This is a genomic window from Rhodococcus sp. ZPP (assembly GCF_017656075.1).
Taxonomy (GTDB): Bacteria; Actinomycetota; Actinomycetes; order Mycobacteriales; family Mycobacteriaceae; genus Rhodococcus_F; species Rhodococcus_F oxybenzonivorans.
This window is the reverse complement of the sequence record NZ_CP058638.1, coordinates 6,338,505-6,360,384: the sequence shown is the minus strand read 5'-3', so window position 1 is coordinate 6,360,384 and position 21,880 is coordinate 6,338,505. Positions and strand designations below refer to the sequence as shown.

18 protein-coding genes are annotated in these 21,880 nt (G+C 66.7%); 5 read left to right on the top strand and 13 right to left on the bottom strand.

Annotated features, from left to right (window positions below; all coding sequences use genetic code 11):
- Positions 1 to 38: 38 nt before the first annotated feature.
- Both HYG77_RS29300 and HYG77_RS29295 read left to right on the top strand, forming a co-directional pair.
- On the top strand, positions 39 to 1,655 hold the full coding sequence (locus HYG77_RS29300) for an ATP-binding protein (protein ID WP_208961353.1): 1,617 nt from the start codon (positions 39 to 41) through the stop codon (positions 1,653 to 1,655).
- 30 nt (positions 1,656 to 1,685) lie between these two features.
- Positions 1,686 to 2,360, top strand: a complete 675-nt coding sequence (locus HYG77_RS29295; protein ID WP_109330864.1) for a response regulator — start codon at positions 1,686 to 1,688, stop codon at positions 2,358 to 2,360.
- 48 nt (positions 2,361 to 2,408) lie between these two features.
- Here the strand turns inward: HYG77_RS29295 and HYG77_RS29290 are convergent, their stop codons facing one another.
- The 9 genes from HYG77_RS29290 to mqo all read right to left on the bottom strand — a co-directional run bounded on the left by HYG77_RS29290 (position 2,409) and on the right by mqo (position 13,528).
- The gene (locus tag HYG77_RS29290) at positions 2,409 to 3,941 is read right to left on the bottom strand and encodes an NAD(P)/FAD-dependent oxidoreductase (protein ID WP_109330866.1); all 1,533 of its coding nucleotides are present in this window, start codon (positions 3,939 to 3,941) and stop codon (positions 2,409 to 2,411) included.
- An 80-nt stretch (positions 3,942 to 4,021) separates the two neighbouring features.
- The gene (locus HYG77_RS29285) at positions 4,022 to 5,419 is read right to left on the bottom strand and encodes an MFS transporter (protein WP_230990244.1); all 1,398 of its coding nucleotides are present in this window, start codon (positions 5,417 to 5,419) and stop codon (positions 4,022 to 4,024) included.
- 131 nt (positions 5,420 to 5,550) lie between these two features.
- On the bottom strand, positions 5,551 to 6,777 hold the full coding sequence (gene cobA / locus HYG77_RS29280; RefSeq protein ID WP_109330870.1) for a uroporphyrinogen-III C-methyltransferase: 1,227 nt from the start codon (positions 6,775 to 6,777) through the stop codon (positions 5,551 to 5,553).
- 47 nt (positions 6,778 to 6,824) lie between these two features.
- Positions 6,825 to 7,190 carry a cobalamin biosynthesis protein gene (locus HYG77_RS29275; protein WP_244373300.1) on the bottom strand — a complete coding sequence of 122 codons (366 nt, stop codon included), beginning with the start codon at positions 7,188 to 7,190 and terminating at the stop codon, positions 6,825 to 6,827.
- 7 nt (positions 7,191 to 7,197) lie between these two features.
- Positions 7,198 to 8,598 carry a cobyrinate a,c-diamide synthase gene (locus tag HYG77_RS29270; RefSeq protein WP_208961351.1) on the bottom strand — a complete coding sequence of 467 codons (1,401 nt, stop codon included), beginning with the start codon at positions 8,596 to 8,598 and terminating at the stop codon, positions 7,198 to 7,200.
- Positions 8,592 to 9,206: a cob(I)yrinic acid a,c-diamide adenosyltransferase gene (gene cobO, locus HYG77_RS29265; protein ID WP_109330876.1), complete on the bottom strand. Its 615-nt coding sequence runs from the start codon at positions 9,204 to 9,206 to the stop codon at positions 8,592 to 8,594. Before cobO ends, HYG77_RS29270 begins: the two co-directional genes overlap by 7 nt.
- 67 nt (positions 9,207 to 9,273) lie before the next feature.
- Positions 9,274 to 11,181, bottom strand: coding sequence for a magnesium chelatase subunit D family protein (locus HYG77_RS29260; RefSeq protein WP_109335173.1), 1,908 nt, complete (start codon positions 11,179 to 11,181; stop codon positions 9,274 to 9,276).
- Between the two features lie 212 nt (positions 11,182 to 11,393).
- Positions 11,394 to 11,918: a GNAT family N-acetyltransferase gene (locus tag HYG77_RS29255; protein WP_109330878.1), complete on the bottom strand. Its 525-nt coding sequence runs from the start codon at positions 11,916 to 11,918 to the stop codon at positions 11,394 to 11,396.
- Between the two features lie 62 nt (positions 11,919 to 11,980).
- A complete protein-coding gene (gene mqo, locus HYG77_RS29250) occupies positions 11,981 to 13,528 on the bottom strand; it encodes a malate dehydrogenase (quinone) (protein ID WP_208963562.1) in 1,548 nt (515 codons plus the stop codon).
- A gap of 122 nt (positions 13,529 to 13,650) precedes the next feature.
- Between mqo and HYG77_RS29245 the strand changes: the two genes are divergently transcribed.
- Together HYG77_RS29245 and mtr are read left to right on the top strand one after the other, a co-directional pair.
- A complete protein-coding gene (locus tag HYG77_RS29245; protein ID WP_208961350.1) occupies positions 13,651 to 14,661 on the top strand; it encodes an alpha/beta hydrolase in 1,011 nt (336 codons plus the stop codon).
- Entirely contained in the window at positions 14,658 to 16,046 is a 1,389-nt protein-coding gene (mtr, locus tag HYG77_RS29240; RefSeq protein ID WP_109330884.1) for a mycothione reductase, read from the top strand. The genes HYG77_RS29245 and mtr overlap by 4 nt, the downstream gene beginning before the upstream one ends.
- A gap of 15 nt (positions 16,047 to 16,061) precedes the next feature.
- Here mtr and HYG77_RS29235 read toward each other — a convergent pair whose 3' ends face one another.
- The 4 genes from HYG77_RS29235 to HYG77_RS29220 all read right to left on the bottom strand — a co-directional run bounded on the left by HYG77_RS29235 (position 16,062) and on the right by HYG77_RS29220 (position 20,836).
- A complete protein-coding gene (locus HYG77_RS29235) occupies positions 16,062 to 16,628 on the bottom strand; it encodes an alpha/beta hydrolase (RefSeq protein WP_109330887.1) in 567 nt (188 codons plus the stop codon).
- A gap of 111 nt (positions 16,629 to 16,739) precedes the next feature.
- Positions 16,740 to 18,278, bottom strand: a complete 1,539-nt coding sequence (locus tag HYG77_RS29230; RefSeq protein ID WP_208961349.1) for a cobyric acid synthase — start codon at positions 18,276 to 18,278, stop codon at positions 16,740 to 16,742.
- Positions 18,275 to 19,132: a type I methionyl aminopeptidase gene (map, locus tag HYG77_RS29225; RefSeq protein WP_109330891.1), complete on the bottom strand. Its 858-nt coding sequence runs from the start codon at positions 19,130 to 19,132 to the stop codon at positions 18,275 to 18,277. The genes HYG77_RS29230 and map overlap by 4 nt, the downstream gene beginning before the upstream one ends.
- 81 nt (positions 19,133 to 19,213) lie before the next feature.
- Positions 19,214 to 20,836, bottom strand: a complete 1,623-nt coding sequence (locus HYG77_RS29220; protein WP_208961348.1) for an AMP-binding protein — start codon at positions 20,834 to 20,836, stop codon at positions 19,214 to 19,216.
- A 140-nt stretch (positions 20,837 to 20,976) separates the two neighbouring features.
- Here HYG77_RS29220 and HYG77_RS29215 point away from each other — a divergent pair, with 140 nt between their 5' ends.
- On the top strand, positions 20,977 to 21,855 hold the full coding sequence (locus HYG77_RS29215) for a LuxR C-terminal-related transcriptional regulator (RefSeq protein ID WP_109330895.1): 879 nt from the start codon (positions 20,977 to 20,979) through the stop codon (positions 21,853 to 21,855).
- The last annotated feature ends 25 nt before the right edge of the window (positions 21,856 to 21,880 follow it).

Genomic DNA, 21,880 nt, shown 5'->3' with positions numbered 1-21,880 from the left:
TTCGGCAATACTGTCCCCATTGGTGACGCACGTCACCTATGCGAACGAAATGGAACTTAAGTTCATTGTGGTCACCACGTCACCCCAGAGTGCGAAGTCTTGCCGGGCAGGTCCTGCTGCTCCAGCTGGTGGTCGTCGGCGTCGTCCTTCTCGCGGTCGCTGCCGTCTCGGTTCACCAATCGACGGTGGAGTTTCGCGAATTGCAGGGCCAGCGCATGGTCGCCGTGGCCGAGAACGTCGCCTCGACCCCGGTGGTGCGTGACCGCCTCTCGGACCCGTCGGTCGAGCGGGTCCTCGCCCCTGAAGTGGATCGGGCAGTCAATCTGTCGGGCGCGACACTGGCGGAGATCGTCACACCCGAAGGGGTGACGGCAGTGTCCTCCGACCCCACCCGGATCGGGCTGCCCGCGGAACTCGGCGGCAGCGACGTGCTGACCGGCCGCGCCTGGTCGGGTGATGTCGTGGTCGACGACCGGCGCGCCATCGTCGGCCACGTTCCTATCCTCACGGCCACCGGTGATGTCCTGGCAGCAGTGTCGGTCAGCGACGACTACCCGTCGACCTGGGCCCTGCTCAGCAGTGCCGGTGCGCGCCTGCTCCTCTACCTCGGTATCGGCGCCGGGCTGGGACTTCTCGGTTCGTGGCTCCTCTCACGCAGAATCAAGACACACACCCGGGGGCTGGAGATCGCCGAGATCGCCAGTCTCGCCGACCACCGGGAGGCCCTGCTTCACAGCATCCGTGAGGGCGTAGTGGCGGTGAACACCGACGGCATCATCACGCTCCTCAACGACAGCGCCCAGGAACTACTCGACCTCAGCGGTGACGTCGTCGGCAGGCATGTCGACGACGTCCCACTCGACCCGGGCGTCCGCCGGTATCTCCTCACCGGCGAGGACGGTCGTGACGTGGTGCTCTCGACGTCCTCGCGCATGCTGGCGCTCAGCCGGCGGGCCGCTACCAGCCAGGGCCACAAGATCGGCACCGTCACCACCATGCGCGACAGCACCGAGCTCGCGTCGATGCAGAGCCAGCTGTCGTCCCACAAGAGCGTCACCGACACGCTGCGCGCGCAGACGCACGAATTCGCCAACCAGTTGCACACCATCTCGGGACTCACGCAGCTCGGTGACTACGACGCCGTCACCGAATTCGTCGGAACGCTCACTCGACGCCGCGCAGAGATCAGCGACGCTGTGACGCAAAGGATTTCCGATCCCGCCGTGGCCGCCCTCCTGATCGCGAAGACCTCGTTGGCGGCGGAGACCGGAGTGTCTCTGACACTGGAGCCCGATTCACGCCTGCACGCACTCGACCCCGAACTCGCGACCGACGTCATCACCGTGGTCGGAAATCTCATCGACAATGCCGTCGACGTGTCCGAAGGCGGACCGCACGCGACGATATCGATTCGAATCACGGACGGCGACGGCATTTTGATCGAGGTCGCCGACTCGGGCCCCGGGGTACCCGAGTCGATGCGCGAGGAAATCTTCTCCCGGGGAGTCACGTCCAAGACAGGGGTGCCAGGCGGTCGCGGGATCGGGCTGGCCCTGGTGCGACTGGTCAGCGCGCAGCACGGCGGATTCGCATCGGTGTCGGACGCGCCCGGCACCGGTGGCGCTTTGTTCACCGTCCACGTTCCCCGTAGTTAGACTCTCCGACCATGACCGTTCGGCGGAACGATGTATGAGGTGCTGGTCGTCGACGACGACTTCATGGTCGCGGAGATACACCGCCGGTTCGTCGACAAGACGCCGGGGTTCACCACCGTCGCAGTCGCGCGGACCGCGGCCGACGCCCTCGATGCCGTGCGCTCCCGTCGGCCGGATCTCGTGCTTCTCGACGTGTACTTGCCGGACATGTCCGGACTCGATGTCCTCCAGTCCCTCCGGGCGGAGGGAAATCCGGTCGGCGTGATCATGATCACGGCTGCGCGCGAGATCGACACCGTCAGCCGGGCGCTGCACGGCGGCGCCTCCGACTACCTGGTGAAACCGTTCGAGTACGCCCACCTGCAGGAGAAGCTCGAGAACTTTCGGCGACGGGCACGGGCACTCGAATCGCAATCCGGCGCGGATCAGTCGTTGATCGACTCCCTGTTCGGCAGCGCAGGCAAGAACGCCGACCCGGGCCGCCTCCCCAAGGGGCTCAGCGTCGAAACCGGCAAGTTGGTCCTCGACATCGTGCAGGAGCGGGGCGAGTTGTCGTCCATGGAATGCGCCGAGCTCGCGGGACTGTCCCGGGTGAGCGTGCGCAGGTACCTCGAGCATTACCTGGCCGAGGGTTTACTCGAAGTACGCCTCGAGTACGGGGGCGCGGGCAGACCTGTTCGCCGGTACCGGCCCGTTCGCCACTGAGGCAGTCCGGCATCAGGACGGCATCAGGACAGTGGGCCGTGGCCGCCGCTACCCCACCGGCGTGCCCGCGTCGGCGGACACCTCGTAGGCTGCGATGTCGAAACGCTGTGTCTGGCGGCGGAATTTGAAGGTGAAGTCGGGCCACAGTGTGGTGTTGTTGCCGTGCCGATCGAGGTACCAGCTGGCGCATCCGCCCGTCATCCAGACGCTGTTCGACAGCTTCTCCTGAAGGTCCCGGTTGTAATCGTCCTGAACCTCCTTGCGGACCTCGACCGTGCGAATTCCGTTCTGCTCCAACGCCGCAATAGCATCGGCGACGTAGTTGATCTGTGATTCGATCATGTACACCATCGACGTGTGGCCGAGCCCCGTGTTGGGTCCGACGAGAAAAAACATGTTGGGGAAGTTGGCGACAGTCGCGCCCTTGTAGGCCTGCATACCGGCCTCACCGAAAACCTGCGCCAGACTGCGTCCGTCCCGCCCGAAGATGACCTCGAACATCGGTGAATCCGTCACCTGGAATCCGGTCGCGATGACGATGGCATCCACCGAACGCACGGTGCCGTCCCTCGTCACCACCGCATGCTCTCGTATCTCCGCGATCGGGTCGGTGACGAGTTCGACGTCGTCCCGATCGAGGGCCGCGTAGTAATCGTTGGAAATCAGCATTCTCTTGCAGCCGATCCGGAAGTTCGGAGTGACCTTCTCACGCAGGGCCGGGTCCTTGATCTCTGTCCGGATCTTCATGCGCGCCAGCCACTCCAGCGGTTTCATGAAGACGGGCGCCTTGGCAAGACCGACCACCTGCACTTCCCGGCCTCCGTAGATTGCGGCGCGGAGCAGTCGCTGGACGCCGGGCACGTGGTGGAAGGCCCACCGCTCGATCCGGGTATAGGCCCGGTCGAATCGCGGCAGCAACCAGGGGGCGGTGCGCTGATACACGTCCAGGTGTTGCACCTGGTCGACGATGGCAGGAACGATTTGAATTGCCGATGCTCCCGTGCCGATCACTGCAACGCGTGTGCCGGTGAGGTCGGCATCGTGATTCCATTGCGCCGAGTGGAAGATCTCGCCGTCGAATACTTCGATCCCGGGAATGCTCGGCAGAGAGGGCTCGGCCAGCGCCCCGAACGCGCAGATCACGGTGTCCGCCGAGAAGTGGCCGCGGCTGGTGGTGAGCTCCCACCGCGAGACGCCGCGATTCCAGCGGGCCTCGGTCACGTCGCAATCGAAGACGTGCTTTCCGAGGACGTTGTACTGACGCGCAACCCTGCGAATGTAGTGCTGGATCTCCGGTTGTGCCGAAAACGAACGTGACCATTCGGGGTTGAGTGCGAACGAGTAGGAGTACAGGTGCGAGGGCACGTCACAGGCGGCGCCGGGATAGGTGTTGTCGCGCCACGTGCCCCCGACGTCACTGTCCCGCTCGAGGACGAGGAAATCCTCCCGCCCGTCCTTGCTCAGTCGTATAGCCGCACCGAGTCCCGCGAAACCACTGCCGATGATCACCGTGCGAACGTGCCGCACGCTGTCCTCCGGAACGACGCCGACCGCTGCAGTGTCTGTTACCCGGTCATCCATATAAATGACCCTAGACAGTTACAGAACGCCAGGCACAACGATTACGGATCTTTTCGCCCGCACGCCCCGGGGAGGGAAAGTCAGGACTGCTGCGCTGCCTTCTCGGCCGCTTGCGCCTGCGCAACCTGTTGCGGAGTGAACCGGATGAACAGTGCCGCCAGCCCGGCGATCAGGGCACAGACGGCGCTGCCTACCAGGGCGAAGGTGTAGCCCTCACCGAGCGCAGTGATCTGCGCCGGCGTCATGTCGCCGATCTTGCCCGACACCCCACCGAGGGACAGCGTGCGGGACGTCGCCATCGCCCCGATGAGAGCGAGGGCGAGCGGGCCGCCGAGCGTCTGCGCGACCTGAGCGATGGCGGCCACCGGTCCGATCTCGGTTTCCGGTACTCCCGCGATGGCGCACAGAGGAAGCGGAACAACGGCAAGTCCGACGCCGAAACCGATTCCCACGACCGGCACGAACAGGTTGGCCGGATACGTCGCCGACGCGTCCAGGGTGGAACCGTAGAGCAGGCCCACCACCATGATGGCCGCCCCAGCGATCACCAGCCAGCGCGGCTGGATGCGGACGGCGAGTTTCGACGCCACGAAGGCCGCGGCTCCCAGACCGAACGCGAACGGGATGAAGGCCAGGCCCGCTTCGAGTGGGCTGTAACCGAGGATGTCCTGGACGAACAGCGCCACGAAGGCGGCGACCGTGAACATCACGGCGCCTGCGAAGAAGATGGCGACGAAGGTGGCCACCCTGTTCTTGTCGGTGAACAGCGAGAAGGGAAGCAACGGGTTGTCGGCGGTGCGCTCGACGTATAGGAACGCGACGAACAGCAGCAGACCCGCGATGAGCGCACCGATCACGAAGGGACTGGTCCACCCCAGTTCCGGCCCCTCGGTGAGAGCGAACACCACACCGGTTGCCGCGACCGTCGCCAGAACGGCGCCCGGTACGTCGAGCGCCAGGCGCTCACCGGCCGTCTCCTTCAACGACGTGAAGGCGAACAGCACGATGACCACACCGATCGGCACGTTGATGAGGAAGATCAGCCGCCACGACACTTCGGTGAGTGCACCGCCGATGATCAGTCCCGCGATCGATCCGATCCCCGTCATTGCAGCGAAGATCGCGATGGCCTGGTTGCGCGCGGGACCGGCGGCGAACGTCGTGGCCACCAGGGCCAGCGCGGTGGGCGAGGCCACCGCAGCACCCACACCCTGCAGGAAGCGGGCACCGATCAGCATGAATTCGTTGACCGCGAGGCCGCACAACAAGGAGGCGACGGTGAAGAGCGCGACGCCGCCGATGAACATCTTCTTGCGGCCGAAGGCGTCCCCCAGCCGGCCCCCGAGGAGCATGAGCCCACCGAACGCCAAGGCATAGGAGGTCAGCACCCAGTTACGGCCGCTGTCGGTGAGACCGAGGTCTGCCTGCAGGGGAGCCAGGGCCAGGTTGGCGACGGTCCCGTCGAGGACCACCATCATCTGCAATCCACTGAGGACGATGATGGCGAGACCCAGCACACGGGTCGCCGCGGCCGGGACCGCTGGGGCATCTGCCGCAGAGTTCACTGAAGCAGATTTCGGCACTCGGGAATCAGACACGAGCGTTCACGTTACCCAGCGTCCACGCTAAACCCTGCCACCGGTCCGATGACCACGATGGCGGGCGGCCGAATCTGCTCTTCCTTCACCCGGGCCGCGACACTCTGCAGATCCGCGCGGAGCGTGCGCTGAGTACGCAGTGTGCCCTCCTGGATGACGGTGACCGGGGTGTCCACGGGCCGGCCGCCCGCCATCAGGACCGTGGCGAACGCGTCGATGCGTTCGACGGCCATCAGCAACACGATGGTGCCCTTCAGCCGCGCCAGCGCCGACCAGTCGACGAGAGAATCGGGGTGGTCGGGAGCCACATGACCGCTCACGACCACGAACTCGTGGGTGACTCCTCGGTGGGTCACCGGAATTCCGGCGGCCGACGGGACCGAGATCGCGCTGGTGATACCGGGGACGACCGTGACGGGGACGCCTGCTGCCGCGCACGCCTCGAGCTCTTCGTACCCCCGTCCGAACACGTAGGGGTCGCCGCCCTTCAGACGAACCACGAACTTGCCCGCCTTGGCGTTGTCGATCAGGGCAGCGTTGATGGCTTCCTGCGCCATCGCGCGGCCGTACGGAATCTTCGCAGCATCGATCACGTCGACATCGGGACCGAGTTCGGCCAAAAGCTCCGGCGGCGCCAGGCGATCGGCCACCACGACGTCGGCGCGCGACAGCAGTCGGCGGCCACGGACGGTGATGAGGTCGGGATCACCGGGACCTCCGCCTACCAGCGCCACACCGGCAGCGGGCGCCTCGTCGGTGTCGGGAACGACTCCGGACTGCAGGCCCTCCACCAGGGCGTTTCTCACAGCCGCGGAGCGGCGGTGATCGCCGCCCGCCAGCACACCGATGCTCAAGCCGTCGTAGCCCGCGCTGGCCGGGGTGACGGCCGTGCCGTACCGGGCGTTGTCTGCCCGGACACAGAACACCCTGTTCCGTTCGGCCTCGGCGACGATCGTCGCATTGGTGTCGGGTTCGTCCGTGCAGGCGATGGCGTACCAGGCGCCGTCGAGGTCACCGTCCCGATAGTCGCGCAATTCCAGGGTGATCTGACCGGACGTCGCCATCCCCTCGACCGCGGGAGTGACGGCGCGGCTGATCAGATGCACGCGTGCTCCCGATGCGATGAGCAGGCCCAGTCGACGCTGTGCGACGCTTCCGCCACCGATCACGACCACACGGCGATCGGTTAAATTGAGGCCGACCAGGTAGTTGGTCTCGTCTCCGGTGGCGGCAGTCACGCGCTATCCCCGTTTCTCCAGATTTTCCGGTAAGTCTTGTCTCGAACCTACGAAACTTTACGGGCTGCCGCGACGACGACGCCATTCGCGGACCGTTTGGGAATGATCAGTGGCCCGCAGCCGGCGCTCAGTACCGCCGCCGCCTCCGCGATACTCGGCGACCCGGTGTGTGCATGCACCACGCCGGACGGGTGTGGGACGACGACGCCACCGAGATCTCCGGTGTCGAATCCGAGGACCGGAACCCCGAGTACCGCGGCCGCACCCACGACGGCAGGCTCGTTCGCCTTGCGGTCGAGAGTGCCCAGGCAGATCAATGTCACGGGCGCCTCGACGTTCGCGGACTCCAACGCCGCGCGCACCGCCGAGACGATGTCGGCGCTCGACGCACTCGTGCGGAACCCGATGCCCACGCAGACCTCAACCATGGTCGGCGAAGTCGCGGGCGGCGCTCACGAACCGCGCGACAGAGGTGGGGTGTCCCGCCGGATGCGTGTGAAGGTACGACGCGTGAATGCCCCCTCCGGCGAAACCTTCGCGCGCGGGTGCACCGTCCCACGGCCGCCATCCCCACGCCGGCGCATAGCCGGGCGCCTCTGCCCGGGTGAGCGACGTTCGATGGAATTCGTGCCCCACCACCCGCTCGCCCGCAGCGAAGAGCGGCGAATCGGTCAATGCCACGGCATCGCGGTAGCCCAGAGTCAGGCGCGAGCCGAACGAGGCGTCGACATCGATGACCGATGCCATCGCTGAACCGTCGAGGCTGCGCGCGAGATACAGCAGTCCGGCGCATTCGGCGTGGATCGGTGCGCCGCCGTGGGCCAGTGCGCGTATCTGTGCGAGGAGGCGCCCGTTCCCGGCAAGCGCGGCGGCATGCTCTTCCGGGAAGCCACCCGGAAGGACGACTCCGGACGTGTCCGCGGGCAGTTCGTCGTGCAGCGGGTCGAAGGTCACGACGCGCGCTCCGGCCGCCGCGAGCAGTTCTCGATGTTCGGCGTACCCGAAAGTGAAGGCTCGGCCGCCGGCGATTGCCACCGTCGGGCGAGCACCGGCGGGCACGTCACCCACCTCGACGGTGGGATCCCACGCGGGTCCGTCGATCGCAGAGCTCGCTAGCGCCCGGATCGCCGCCAGATCGAGATGCCGGGCGGCCAGCCGAGTCATTGCCTCGACGGCCTGCATGGCAGCGGCGCCGTGTTCGGCTGCGGGAATGAGGCCCAAATGCCGGCTCGGCACTTCCAGTTCCGCCATCCGGGGAACCGCGCCCAGCACAGGGAGCCCGACGCGCTCGCTCGCCTGCCGCAGCACCTCCTCGTGCCGGGCGCTTCCGACCCGGTTGAGGATCACACCGCCGATGCGCACCGACGCGTCATACGTCGAAAATCCGTGAAGCACAGCGGCCAGAGACTGGCTGTGCCCGCGGGCATCGACCACCAGCACGACGGGAGCGCCGAGCAGTGCCGCGACCTGTGCTGTCGACCCCTCGGCCGACGGCTCCGCAGACGCGGCGTCGATCTTGCCGTCGAACAATCCCATGACACCCTCGACCACGGCGATGTCACACTCGGTGCTCCCATGACGGTAGAGCGGGCCGATTCGGTTGGCTCCCACCATCACCGGGTCGAGATTGCGTCCGGGCCGACCCGCGGCCAAGGCATGGTAGCCGGGATCGATGTAGTCGGGGCCGACCTTGAACGGCGCCACCGCATTTCCCGACTGACCCAGCGCACCCATCAGGCCCGTGGCGACTGTCGTCTTTCCGCTCCCCGAGGCGGGGGCCGCAATGACTACGGCGGGAACCGCAGAGTGCGCAGTCACCACTCGATGCCTCGCTGGCCCTTGCGGCCGGCGTCCATCGGATGGGCGATCTTCGTCATTTCCGTCACGAGGTCGGCCGCGTCGATCAACGCCTGCGGGGCATCCCTGCCTGTGATGACGACGTGCTGAGCACCCGGCCGGTCACGCAGCACCGCGACAACCTCGTCGACGTCCACCCACCCCCACTTGAGGGGATAGGTGAACTCGTCGAGCACATAGAAGCGGTGTTCCTCCGCAGCGAGCCGCCGGGCGATTTCACGCCATCCCTCGGCAGCGGCCGCGGCATGGTCTTCCTCGGAGCCGTGCTTCCGCGCCCACGACCAGCCCTCACCCATCTTGTGCCATTGGACGGCGCCGCCGACCCCGGTGTCCTCGTGGAGTTGCCCCAGGGCACGGAACGCCGCCTCCTCCCCCACCTTCCACTTGGCACTCTTCACGAACTGGAACACCCCGACGTCGAAGCCCTGGTTCCACGCACGCAACGCCATCCCGAAAGCCGCGGTGGATTTTCCCTTACCCGGGCCGGTGTGGACCGCGAGTATCGGTGCGTTCCTTCGCTGCCGCGTGGTGAGGCCGTCGTTCGGGACGTTCTCGGGAACACCCTTGGGCATGTCCTACTCTCCTACCGTTCGATAACACCCGGCTTCTTGTATGCCGGTTCCGTTACGTCGAATGTCGTTATGCCGCAGCGCGAACGACACCTGCGACGTGCTGCGCGGAGAGTTCACCGAGTCGGACGTACCCACCACGCAGGTGCCGAGCCAGTTCTGCCGCCAGACCGAGCCGGACCATTCCGGTCTCGCAATCCACCACCACCGAGGCGACTGCACTGTCGGCGAGCAACCCTGCCGCCACTCTGGCGCGGTGCAGAGCGTCCTTGCCGCCCGTGGCCCGTCCGTCAGTGAGTGTGACCACGAGCGCCCGGCGTTGCGGGTCACGGAGCCGCTCACGCAATACCACCTGCCGAGCCCGCAGAAAGCCTTCCGCCAGAGGCGATTTACCGCCGGTGCGCATCCCGCGCAGCCGACGGACCGCGATGTCCACCGACGATGTCGGTGGCAGAACCAGTTCGGCGTCTCGTCCACGCACGGTGATGACGGCCACCTTGTCCCGGCGCTGATAGGCATCGCGCAGGAGTGAGACGACGGCCCCGGTGACCGCGGACAGTCGATCCCGTGCCGCCATCGAGCCGGACGCGTCCACGACGAACACCACGAGGTTTCCCTCGCGGCCTTCTCGGACAGCGCCTCGCAGGTCGGCGGAGTCCAGAATCATCCGGCCGGCCGTGCGTCCGCGAGCGGCCTGCCGTTCCGCTGCCGCGAACAGCGTGCCCACGAGGTGCAGGCCGTGCCCTTGCTCGTTCGCTGCCCGTACCGCTCGACCGCGCGACGAGCGGGAACGTGAGCGCCGGCCGGGAGCGCCTTCGCCGACACCGGGAATCTCGAGCAGCTTGGTGGTGAACTGCGAGCCCGCAGGCCCGGCAGGCCGCTCCGGCGGCGGCGCTCCGCCCCCGGGTCCGCGCGGGTCGTCGGGTCCGTCGGGATCCTCCGCGGCCTCGCCCGCGGTCGGCTCGGACGAATCCTCGCTCGACGGTGCTTCGGCGGGCGGTTCTTCGGCCGCCCTGGTGTCCTCGTCGGCCTGACGCAACGCATCGTCGAGTTGATCCTGGTCGAGGCCCGGCTCGTCGAACGGGTCCCGCCTGCGCCGGTGCGGCAACGTCAACTCCGCAGCAACCCGCACGTCCTCAGCCGTCACGGCGTCCGCACCGCGCCAGGCGGCGTGCGCGGTGGCCGTGCGAGCGAGGACGAGATCGGCGCGCATACCGTCGACGTCGAACGAGGCGCACAGGAACGCGATCCGGCGCAGCTCGGTGTCGTCGAGCTCCACCGAATCGAGTCGATTCCGGGCTTCCAGGATGGCGGCGGCCAGAGCGTGATCCTGCTCGGCATAGCGAGCGGCGAACGTCTGCGGGTCGCGTTCGAAGTCGAGGCGCCGCCGCACCACCTCCATCCGCACATCGACGTCACGCGACGCAGCGACATCGACAGCGAGGCCGAAACGGTCCAGAAGCTGCGGCCGCAGTTCACCTTCTTCCGGATTCATGGTGCCCACCAGAACGAACCGCGCCGGATGCGAGTGGGAGATGCCGTCCCGCTCGATATGCACCCGGCCCATCGCTGCGGCGTCGAGAAGAACGTCGACCAGATGATCGTGCAGCAGATTCACTTCATCGACATAGAGAACGCCCTGATGGGCGGCGGACAGCAGGCCCGGACGAAAGGCGCGTTCACCGTCGCGCAAGACTTTCTCGAGGTCGAGTGAACCGACCACACGGTCTTCGGTGGCTCCCACCGGCAACTCGACCAGCCGCGCGGGCCGCGGGCCGTTCTCGTCACGGACCGCCGGCAACAACGTGGTGAGCGCCCGGACGACCGTCGACTTGGCCGTGCCCTTCTCGCCCCGCACCAGGACGCCGCCGATGCCCGGGTGGACGGCGCACAGGACGAGCGCCAGACGCAGCTGGTCCTGACCGACCACCGCACTGAACGGGAAACCCGTCGAGGAATCCCGTGGAGACTGGTCCACGTCACGGTTCGTGCGCACGATGCATCCCTTCACGCCCCGGTTTCCTCGCCGAGAGCTGTTGGCTGGTACGAATGCCGCGGCGATCTGGCTGGGACTTCCGATTCGCCGCGCCCGTGGCAGCAGCGAATCAGAGATCCGTCACAGTGGCGGGACCGCGCCTGATTGGAACAGGACTTCCCCGCGGACATTCCTTCGCCGACCCTAGTCGGCGCTCACCGGCCCGCCGTCGACGGGGCACCCTGCGCATCCGATACCGACGCCGTATCCCCCGCACCGCGGGGCGCCCCGCCACCACGCTTCATGGGCACGTGCGGGATACCGTCCTCGACGAACTCCTCGCCATCCGGCGTGAATCCGTGCTTCGCATACATATCCACCAGGTAGGTCTGGGCGTTGATCCGGCAGGGTGCGGACCCCACCTCTGCGAGCGCCGCCCGCAGGAGACGAGTGGTATGGCCCTGCCCACGCGCGGGCCGCGACGTGCACAGTCGCCCGATCCGGAACGAGGTGGTGCCGTCGCCGTGCTCCTCGAGCAGCCGGAGCGTGCAGACCACCTGACCGTCCTGCTCCAACCAGAAATGGCGCGTCTCCGCCAGCAGATCCTGCCCGTCCAGCTCCGGGTACGGGCAGGCCTGCTCCACGACGAACACCTCGACTCGAAGCTTCAGCAACTCATAGAGCGTCTTGTTGTCGAGATCGAGTGCCCACGCACGCTTCAGTGCTGCAGTTGCCGTCATGACAAGCAACTATGGCACAGGCCCGCTCGGCGCGCGCCCGCAGCCGAGCCCGCCCGTCGTCGTCAGACCGCGGCGACCGAGGCCTCTTCCACCGCGATGGTATCGAGCTGAAGAACCTTGGACGTGTGCTCCCAGACCTGCGCGAACAGCCCCGGTTCGTCAGTGAGCTTCACCCCGAGCGACGGCACCATTTCCTGCAGCTTCGGTTTCCAGGACTCGTACCGGTCCGGGAAGCAGCGCTCGAGTACGTCGAGCATGGCCGGCACAGCCGTGGACGCGCCGGGAGACGCACCGAGCAGACCGGCGATGCTGCCGTCCGCGGCATTGACCACGGCGGTGCCGAACTCGAGGACACCGCCCTTGCCCTTGGCCCGCCGGATCACCTGGACACGCTGGCCGGCCGTGATCAATTCCCAATCCTTGCCCACGGCCTTGGGTACGAACTCGCGCAGCGTGTCGATGCGTCCGGCCTCCGACTTCGTGAGCTCGCTGATCAGGTATTTGACCAGGCCGAGTTCACTGACACCGACGCCGAGCATCGACAGAAGGTTGTCGGGCTTGACCGAACCGGGGAGGTCGGTAATGCGACCTTCCTTGAGGAATTTGGGTGACCAGCCGGCGTAAGGGCCGAACAGCAGTCCGGGCTTGCTACCGATCACCCGGGTATCGAGGTGCGGCACCGACATGGGCGGAGCGCCCACGGCTGCCTTGCCGTATACCTTGGCGCGGTGCTGGTCGATGAGTTCCGGATTGGTGCAGCGCAGGAAGGCTCCGCTGACCGGAAATCCGCCGAAGCCCTTGGCCTCGGAGATACCCGACTTCTGCAGGAGATGCAGGGCACCGCCGCCGGCGCCGACGAAGACGAACTTGCTGCGCACCACCTTTTTGGCACCGTTGCGGCGGTTGGCGACCTTGACGACCCAGCTGCCGTCGGACTGCTTGGTGAGATCGGTGACCTCATGACCGAAATGCACGATGCCGCCGGATGCACCGACGTAGCCGAGAAGCTGCTTGGTGAGGGCACCGAAGTCGACGTCGGTGCCGTTCTCGGTCCAGTTCAGCGCGATCGGATCGCTGTAGTCGCGGCCCTTCGCCATCAACGGCAGGCGGCGGGCGAACTCGACCGGATCCTCCACGTATTCCATGCCCGCGAAGAGAGGGTGTCCGGCGAGCGCGTCGTAACGGGCGCGCAGATACTTCACGTTGGCCTCGCCGTGCACGAAGCTGACGTGGGGAATCGGGTTGATGAATTCCTTCGGCTTGGTCAGGACGCCGTTCTCCACGGCGTGCGCCCAGAACTGGCGCGACACCTGGAACTGCTCGTTGACGTTGACGGCCTTCGCGATCTCGACGGTGCCGTCGGGGTTCTCGGGTGTGTAGTTGAGTTCACACAACGCGGAGTGACCGGTGCCGGCGTTGTTCCACGGGTCGCTGCTCTCGGCCGCGACGGCGTCGAGCCGTTCGAAGGTGGTGATCGACCAGTCGGGCTGCACCTGCCGCAGGATCGCCCCCAACGTCGCGCTCATGATGCCCGCGCCCACCAGCACTACATCCGTCTTCGTCTCTACCGCGTTCTGATCTGACACTGGAGAATCGACTTCCTTGTCCATTAGCCGTGCGCGCATCCGCCTGCCGTGTTCGCCGCATAGGTTACCCGCGCGTATGAGCAGAAGTTACCTGCCCCAATTGTGCCCCTCCCCGCGGCCCGGGATCGCCCATTAGATTGTGATCTGTGACTACATGGGCTCCCGACGTCCTCGGCGACGGATATCAGCAGGTGACCATCCCCCTCGGTACCGATCCCGACGGCGAAGGTGAGGTCGAGGCAACGTTGATCCGCTACCAGCCCGCACAGGAGACGAAACGGACCGGCCGGGCCGTGCTCTACGTGCACGGGTTCACCGACTACTTTTTCCAGAAACACCTGGCCGAGCACTTCGCCGACCAGGGATACGCCTTCTTCGCCCTGGACCTGCGCAAGTGTGGTCGTTCCCTCAAACCCGGTCAGACGGCGCACTTCGTGTCGGACCTCACGCTGTACGACGCCGAACTCGACGAAGCGCTCCGCGTCGTGCGCGAGCAGACCGGCGAGGGCCAGGTCCTGCTGGTCGCACACTCCACCGGAGGACTCGTACTCCCGCTGTGGCTGCACCGACGGCAGAAGAAGGCCGGCGGCACCGCGGCCCTCGGCGTCAGCGGCGTCATCCTGAACAGCCCGTGGTTCGACCTGCAGGGGCCGTCGTACCTGCGGAATGTGGGAACGGTGGCCGTCGACGCACTGGGCCGTGTCAAGCGGAAGTCGATCGTTCCTAAGACCACCCTCGACACCTACGGGGTGAGTCTCCACGTCGACGGCAACGGAATTTGGAACTACAACCTGGACTGGAAACCGCTGGGCGGTTTTCCTGTCACCTTCGGCTGGCTCCGGGCGGTGCGCCGCGGGCATGCGCAACTGCACCGGGGTCTCGATATCGGTGTTCCTGCGCTGATTCTGCGTTCCAAGGCGTCGTACTTCGCTCCGAGATACGACCCTCAGGTCGACACAGCCGATGCAGTCCTCGATGTCCGGCAGATCGCCCGGTGGGCCGGGTGTCTCGGCGACCGCACGACGATAGTGCCCATTCCGGGCGCCCGGCACGACGTCTTCCTGTCTTCGGACGAACCTCGCGCCCAGGCGTTCGCCGAGGTGGACCTCTGGCTCGACTGGTTGCACGGCCACAATTCCGCGGAGACGCCGCGATGACCCACTTCGATCTCGCCATCATCGGCTCCGGGTCGGGCAATTCCCTTCCCGACGAACGCTTTTCGGACAAGAAGATCGCACTCCTCGAGAAGGGCACGTTCGGCGGGACGTGCCTGAACGTCGGGTGCATTCCGACCAAAATGTTCGTCTACGCCGCCGAAGTGGCCCGCACGGTCACCGATACCGCGAAATTCGGCGTCGACGCCCAGCTCGAGGGTGTGCGCTGGCCCGACATCGTCAAAAGAGTCTTCGGCCGGATCGATCCCATCTCCGCGGGCGGTGAGCGCTACCGCGCTGAAGACACCCCGAATACGACGCTCTTCCGCGGGCACGCGTCCTTCGTCGGGCCGCGGACGATCGACACCGGAGCAGGTGAGGTCATCACCGCGGATCAGGTGGTGGTCGCTGCGGGATCGCGGCCGATCATCCCGGACGTCGTGCGCAGTTCGGGGGTGCCGTATTACACCAACGACGACATCATGCGGCTAACCGAACTCCCCGAGCGCTTGGTGATCATCGGAGCCGGGTTCATTGCCGCGGAGTTCGCGCACGTGTTCTCGGCACTGGGCACGCGGGTGTCGCTGATCTCGCGGGGCGAGCACCTGTTGCGCCATCTGGACGACGACGTGGCCCGTCAGTTCACGGATCTGGCGGTCTCGAAGTGGGATGTGCACCGTGGCCGGACGGTGGCGTCGGTGCGCCCGGACGGTGCCGGGGTCGCGGTGGAACTCGACAACGGACGGGTCGTGTCGGGCGACGCCCTCCTCGTGGCCACCGGCCGTCGATCCAACGGGGATGTGATCGATGCGGCCGCCGGCGGCATCGACCTCGACCAGGGGCGCGTCGTCGTCGACGAGTTCCAGCGCACCAGCGCCGAGGGGGTGTTCGCGCTCGGCGACGTCTCTTCGCCCTATCAGCTCAAGCACGTCGCCAACCATGAAGCGCGCGTCGTCCAGCACAACCTGCTGCGGGACGCGTGGCAGGACACGTCGGGCCTGCGCCGTACCGACCATCGTGTCGTGCCCGCGGCTGTGTTCACCGACCCGCAGATCGCCCACGTCGGGCTCACCGAGCGCGAGGCTCGGGACGCGGGCTGGGACGTCACCGTGAAGATTCAGGCCTACGGGGACGTCGCCTACGGGTGGGCCATGGAAGACGACGAGGGTTTCTGCAAGATCATCGCCGAGCGTGGCACCGGGCGACTGCTGGGCGCGCATGTGATCGGCGCACAGGCCTCCACGGTGATCCAGCCCTTGATCCAGGCCATGAGTTTCGATGTGACGGCACACCGGTTGGCTCGGGGCCAGTACTGGATACACCCGGCTCTCCCCGAGGTCGTCGAGAACGCCCTGCTCGGGCTCGACGTCGACGACAGCGGCCTGTAATCGACCCGGCGCTCGCTACCAGGGGCTGGTGCGGAGAACGATCTCGGTGGCGAGCGCGGCGGCAGCCGAGGCCGGGACATTGGTGACACCGTCGAGTTCCACGACGCGGAAATCCGAGTAGACGAAGCGACCACTCGCATCGGCCTCGGCTCGCCGCGTGGAGCTTCCGACCATCACGGTGGTCGGGAGCTCCACCGGTGGGCATCCCGCTTCGCGGACCACACCTTTGTCGTCGGGCGCCGCCGGGTGACCCCGATCGGCAACGACGAGACTGGCGAAGCGCCCGAACTGGCGAGCGGCGAGCGTCCAGGCGAGCTCGGCGCCCTCGCGGCTTCCCACGAGGTTGACCCATCCCACCTTCAGCTCGTCGAGCAGCCCCATCACAGCGGAGTCGTCGAGACCTTCGATGGACTCGGGCACGATGGTGCGCAGATCCGAATTGTGCAGGCGGGCGCACACATCGTCGTAGACGTCCGGGGCGTCCCCCGCACCGGGCAGCAGCAGGACAGCGTGCCTGGTCGACGGCCCGTCGAGCCGAACAGTACAGTCTCCGTCTCCCACAGCCACGTGTGTCAGTTCCATGGCAGAAAACCTACGCGATCCGCGCCGCCTTGCGCTCGCGCCCTTATCCGGTCCGGTTCACAAGCTAGTCCGGCAGATCGGAGCATGGCCGATCGTGCGGCGGGCGACTGCCTAGAAAGAGAGGCGGGAGCCGATGGTGGCCAGCCCCTCCGGGGCACCTTCACCGAGCAAGGTGTCCAGGGCGTCCACATCCACGTGCTTCTCGACGAGATCAGCCAACAGGTCGAGCTGCGCGACCCGCACGGCGGCCACGTCGGTGTCGGGGGCGGGGACGAAGCCGGTTCGACCCGAATGCTCCGCGACATCGTCGAGGAGTAGACGGCGGAATCGATCGTTCTCGAGCAGACCGTGCCAGTGCGTTCCGTAGACAGCTCCGCGGATACTCCCCTCCGCCGCCCCGGTGCTCGCGTAGAGCAGCGGCTGATCACCGTTACGCCGGACCCGACCGTGGTGTATCTCGTAACCGTCGACCGGGACCCCGTACGCGTCACCGGTGACCCGGCCCAGCACTTTGTCTGCCGCGAACTCCACCTCGAGGTCGAGCAGTCCCAGACCCGGGGTATGGCCGCGACCGGATTCGACGTCGTCGACGATCACGGAGCCGAGCATCTGGTAGCCGCCGCAGACGCCGAGTACCGGGCGGCCGAGCTTCGCCTGCGCCGCCACGGCATCGGCAATTCCGTTGCGCCGCATCCACTCGAGGTCCGACACCGTCGACTTGCTGCCGGGCAGGACGATCAGGTCGGCATCCTGCAGGCGGGAAGGATCGTTGACCCAGCGAACCGAAACCCCGGGTTCGCACGCCAGCGCTTCCACATCCGTCGAGTTGGAAATTCGTGGCAGGCGGATCGCCGCGACCCGCAGCCATTCGCTTCCCACCGGCGGTCCGGGACGCCCGACGGGGGCGTCGCCCACGACGCCGAGCGAATCTTCCGCGTCCAGCCACAGGTCGTCCGCGAACGGAATGACACCGAGAGTCGGCCGGCCGGTCAGGGCAGTCAACTGCTCGAGGCCGGGGGTCAGCAACGACACGTCGCCGCGGAACTTGTTGACGACGAAGCCGGCGATCAACGCCTGATCTTCGGGCGAGAGCACAGCCACCGTGCCGAAGAGGTGGGCAAGCACTCCGCCGCGGTCGATGTCGCCGACCACGAGCACCGGAATCCGGGCGGCGCGGGCAAGGCCCATGTTAGCCAGATCCGTTGCGCGCAAATTGATCTCGGCAGGTGAGCCCGCGCCCTCACAAATCACCACGTCGAACTCGTTCCGCAGGGACGCCAGTTCCTCGGCCACCACCACCCGGAGATGGTCGCGGTGCTCGATGTAATCGCGGGCACCGACCGAAGTGACGGCGCGGCCACGCACAACCAGCTGGGACGTCCGATCACTCCCCGGTTTGAGTAGCACCGGGTTGAAACGCACGCTCGGTTCCAGTCCACACGCGGCGGCCTGCAGCGCCTGCGCACGTCCGATTTCGCCGCCGTCGAGAGTGACGACGGAATTGTTGGACATGTTCTGCGCTTTGAACGGCGCCACCCGGACACCGCGACGCGCCAGCATCCGGCACAAGCCGGCGACGAGCACGCTCTTCCCCGCGTCCGACGTAGTTCCGGCGACGAGCAGTGCGCCCTTCAGTTGGCCCGGGCTCAAGGCAGGGTGAGAATTTCGGCGCCGGTCTCGGTGACCACGATCGTGTGCTCGAACTGGGCAGTCCACGAGCGATCCTTGGTGACCACGGTCCAGTCGTCTTCCCAGACCTCCCAGGCGATGTCACCGAGATTGATCATCGGCTCGATCGTGAACACCATTCCCGGTTCGATCACCGTGTCGACCGACGGCTCGTCGTAGTGCAGAATGACGAGGCCGTTGTGGAACGTGGTGCCGATGCCGTGGCCGGTGAAGTCCCGGACCACGCCGTAGCCGAAGCGGTGGGCATACGATTCGATGACCCTGCCGATCACGTTGAGCGCGCGTCCGGGCTTGACCGCCTTGATGGCCCGCATCGTGGCCTCGTGCGTCCTCTCCACCAGCAAGCGGTTCTCCTCGGCGACGTCGCCTGCGAGGAAGGTCGCGTTGGTGTCTCCGTGCACCCCGCCGATGTAGGCCGTGACGTCGATGTTGACGATGTCACCGTCCTGGATGACGGTCGAATCCGGGATCCCGTGGCAGATCACCTCGTTGAGCGAGGTGCAGCAGGATTTCGGAAAACCCTTGTAACCCAGCGTCGACGGATAGGCGCCGTGGTCGATCATGTATTCATGGGCGATGCGATCGAGTTCGTCGGTGGTGACGCCGGGCGCCACCGCCTTTCCCGCCTCTTGAAGAGCGCGGGCGGCGATCTGGCTCGCCAGGCGCATGGCCTCGATCGTCTCGGGTGTCTGCACCCACGGCTCGTGGCCCTCGTTGGCCGTCGGCTTCCACGCGTACTCGGGCCGCTCGATACTCGAAGGCACGGCGAGGACGGGTGACACGGTTCCGGGGCTCAATGCTGTGCGGACAGACATGGGTATCAGGGTAGACCTGCCCTTCTCCGTGCGCCTTTCTGGTAGCGGGAACTACCGGAAAGGCGCACGAACGCGAAGCGCCTACCGCTGGCGCAGGAGGTAGCGCTGCACCTTGCCGCTGGGAGTCTTGGGAAGGTGCGGAACGAAGTGCACGGTGCGCGGATAGGCGTGTGCAGCGAACTTCTTCTTCACCAAGGTCTGCAGCTCGGCTTCGAGTGCGTCGGTGCCCTCGACTCCGTCGCGGAGGACGACGAAGGCTTCGAGTACCTCACCGCGCAGGTCGTCGGGCATTCCGACGACCGCGGCCTCGACAACGGAGTCGTGCATGACGAGCACGCTCTCCACGTCGAAGGGCCCGATCCGGTATCCGGCCATGATGATGACGTCGTCGTCGCGGGCCGAGAAGAAGTAGAAGCCGTCCTCGTCGGTCTGGCCCGCGTCACCGGTGAGGTACCAGCGGCCGTCGCCGGTGAAGCGCTGCGCGGTCTTCTCGGGGGCGTCGATATACCCGGTAAACCACAACAGCGGGCTGTTCCGGGTGTCGATGGCGACCCGGCCCGGAGTCCGGGGCGGGGCGATCGCGTCGGAGTCGTCGGCGAGTACCGCGCAGGACCAGCCTGGGAGCGGCTTGCCCATCGAGCCGTCGCGGACCTCGTCCTGCAGACCCTCCGCCCACGCATTGGCGATGAACATTCCGTGCTCGGTCTGCCCGTAGTGATCGCGCACCAGCACCCCGAGGTTGGCCTTCGACCACGAGATCACGTCCGGGGTGAGCGGTTCACCGGCAGACGACGCACGCCGCAACCGCACCGCCTCGGGGATCGGCGTCGGATCCGCCCGCAGACTCCGGTAAACGGTCGGGGCGGCCGCAAAGTTGGTGACCCCGAAGCGTTCCATGACCTTCCAGGTGAGCGGCGCCGAGAATCCCGCGTGCAGCAGGATGCTGCGCGTCCCCGCGGCGAGCGGCCCGAGCAGTGCGTAGTAGAGGCCGTACGCCCATCCTGGGTCCGCGGCGTTCCAGAAGACGTCGTCCTTGCGAACATCGAGCCCGAACTCCTGGTAGGCGTGGAACGACGCCAGCGCCCGAACCGGGACCGGCACGCCCTTGGGGGTTCCGGTAGTCCCACTGGTGAACAACTGGACGAGGGGTCCGTCACCGCCGACGGCAACGGCCGCACCCCGGGCATCGCTGGGATCGTGCGACGCTACCAGCGTCTCGAAGTCGACAGTGCCGGACTTCTCGCCGCCGACGACCACCACCTGCCAGGGCGCGTCTGCCGGAATGTCCTCACCGGGCGTCAGCTTGTGCAGCTGGTTCGCATCGGCGATCACAACCTTCGCTTTGCTCGCCTCGAGTCGGAACGCAATGGCCGGGGAGGCGAACGCCGTGAACAACGGAACGTGGACCGCCCCGCGACGCCAGATCCCGAGCAGGGCTACAACCAGTTCCGCCGACTTGCCCATCAGCGTCGCCACGTGCTCACCCGGTTCGACGCCGAGGTCCGCCAAGGCTGCCGCACACCGCGACGACTGTTCACGAAGGAATCCGTAGGTGAGGTCCGTCGAGGTCAGATCCGCTTCCACAACGGTGAACGCCACGTCGTCGGCAGGGTGTCGATCACACAGCAGCTCCGCCGCGGCGGCGGTCGGCGTGTCGTACTGATCGAGCAATTCACGCACGCGTGCGGTGGGATCGGTGGTCATGCGGTACTCCTCGTATTCTGCGGGCTGGTATATCGGGGTCCGAACGTTCGCGGGGCCGGGTCGGCGACAGCGTGGCCTCATCCGAACTCGCTACGGTTATGATCTAGCTCACAGACCGCCCTGACTACCCCCGGAAAGGGGTGACCCACTTGGTTCTCCCGTCGCTACTACGCCCCCGGGACGGCGACGCCCTGCGCGGTGAGCTGCGCACGATCGCCGCCCAGGGTGTCGTGCCGGTTCTCTTCGGCGGTGAAGTGAGCGACGACACCCTCCATCTCAGCGAGTTCTTCGGAACACGTACCAACAACCTCAAAGGGCTGGCCATCCCACCGCTGTCCGGCCTCGGCGGCCGAGTGGTGGCTCAGCGCAGGCCTGTCTCGGTCAACGACTACAGCTCCTCCCAGACCATCACGCACCACTTCGACCGCCCCGTCCTCAGCGAGGGTCTCCGCTCCATCCTGGCCGTGCCCGTCATTGTGCAGGGCAAATCCCGGGCCGTCCTCTACGCCGCCATCCGCGAGTGCGCCCCGATCGGTGATCGGACCGCGGATGTCGTCGTCGCGGCCTCGCGCCGACTCGGTACAGAGATCGCCATTCGTGACGAGGTCGACCGCCGCCTCCAGATGCTCACGACGTTGGACGCGCAGGGTGTCGACGGCGCCACCACCGAAGAGCTTCGCGACATACACGCTCAGATGCGGAGTGTGGCCCAGACGGTCACCGATCCGTCGTTGCAGGAGCAGTTGCGCGGGTTGTCCCAGCGGCTCGCGGCAGTCGTCCGCCCCGGTGGTGGCGATGGTGCCGACGCGTCTGACGACGCTGGTATCACCCTCACCCCCCGAGAGATCGACGTGCTGGCGCACGTCGCGCTGGGATGCACCAACGCCGAGGTCGCCCAGCGGCTGTCGGTGGGGGCCGAGACCGTCAAGAGTTACCTGCGCAGTGCCATGAACAAGCTGGACGCGCGGTCCCGCCACGAAGCCGTGGTCACCGCACGCCGGCTGGGTTTACTCCCCTAGCGACAAGCGTCTTCTCGGCCGGGAA

Bases quoted from the DNA above. Each gene is read 5' to 3' on its own strand.
- mtr (WP_109330884.1), top strand. From the start codon at position 14,658: ATGACCCACTTCGATCTCGCCATCATCGGCTCCGGGTCGGGCAATTCC.
- HYG77_RS29285 (WP_230990244.1), bottom strand. From the start codon at position 5,419: ATGATGGTGGTCCTCGACGGGACCGTCGCCAACCTGGCCCTGGCTCCC.
- HYG77_RS29255 (WP_109330878.1), bottom strand. From the start codon at position 11,918: ATGACGGCAACTGCAGCACTGAAGCGTGCGTGGGCACTCGATCTCGAC.
- mqo (WP_208963562.1), bottom strand. From the start codon at position 13,528: ATGGACAAGGAAGTCGATTCTCCAGTGTCAGATCAGAACGCGGTAGAG.
- HYG77_RS29300 (WP_208961353.1), top strand. From the start codon at position 39: ATGCGAACGAAATGGAACTTAAGTTCATTGTGGTCACCACGTCACCCC.
- HYG77_RS29295 (WP_109330864.1), top strand. From the start codon at position 1,686: ATGTATGAGGTGCTGGTCGTCGACGACGACTTCATGGTCGCGGAGATA.
- HYG77_RS29290 (WP_109330866.1), bottom strand. From the start codon at position 3,941: ATGGATGACCGGGTAACAGACACTGCAGCGGTCGGCGTCGTTCCGGAG.
- HYG77_RS29235 (WP_109330887.1), bottom strand. From the start codon at position 16,628: ATGGAACTGACACACGTGGCTGTGGGAGACGGAGACTGTACTGTTCGG.
- HYG77_RS29220 (WP_208961348.1), bottom strand. From the start codon at position 20,836: ATGACCACCGATCCCACCGCACGCGTGCGTGAATTGCTCGATCAGTAC.
- cobO (WP_109330876.1), bottom strand. From the start codon at position 9,206: ATGCCCAAGGGTGTTCCCGAGAACGTCCCGAACGACGGCCTCACCACG.
- map (WP_109330891.1), bottom strand. From the start codon at position 19,132: ATGTCTGTCCGCACAGCATTGAGCCCCGGAACCGTGTCACCCGTCCTC.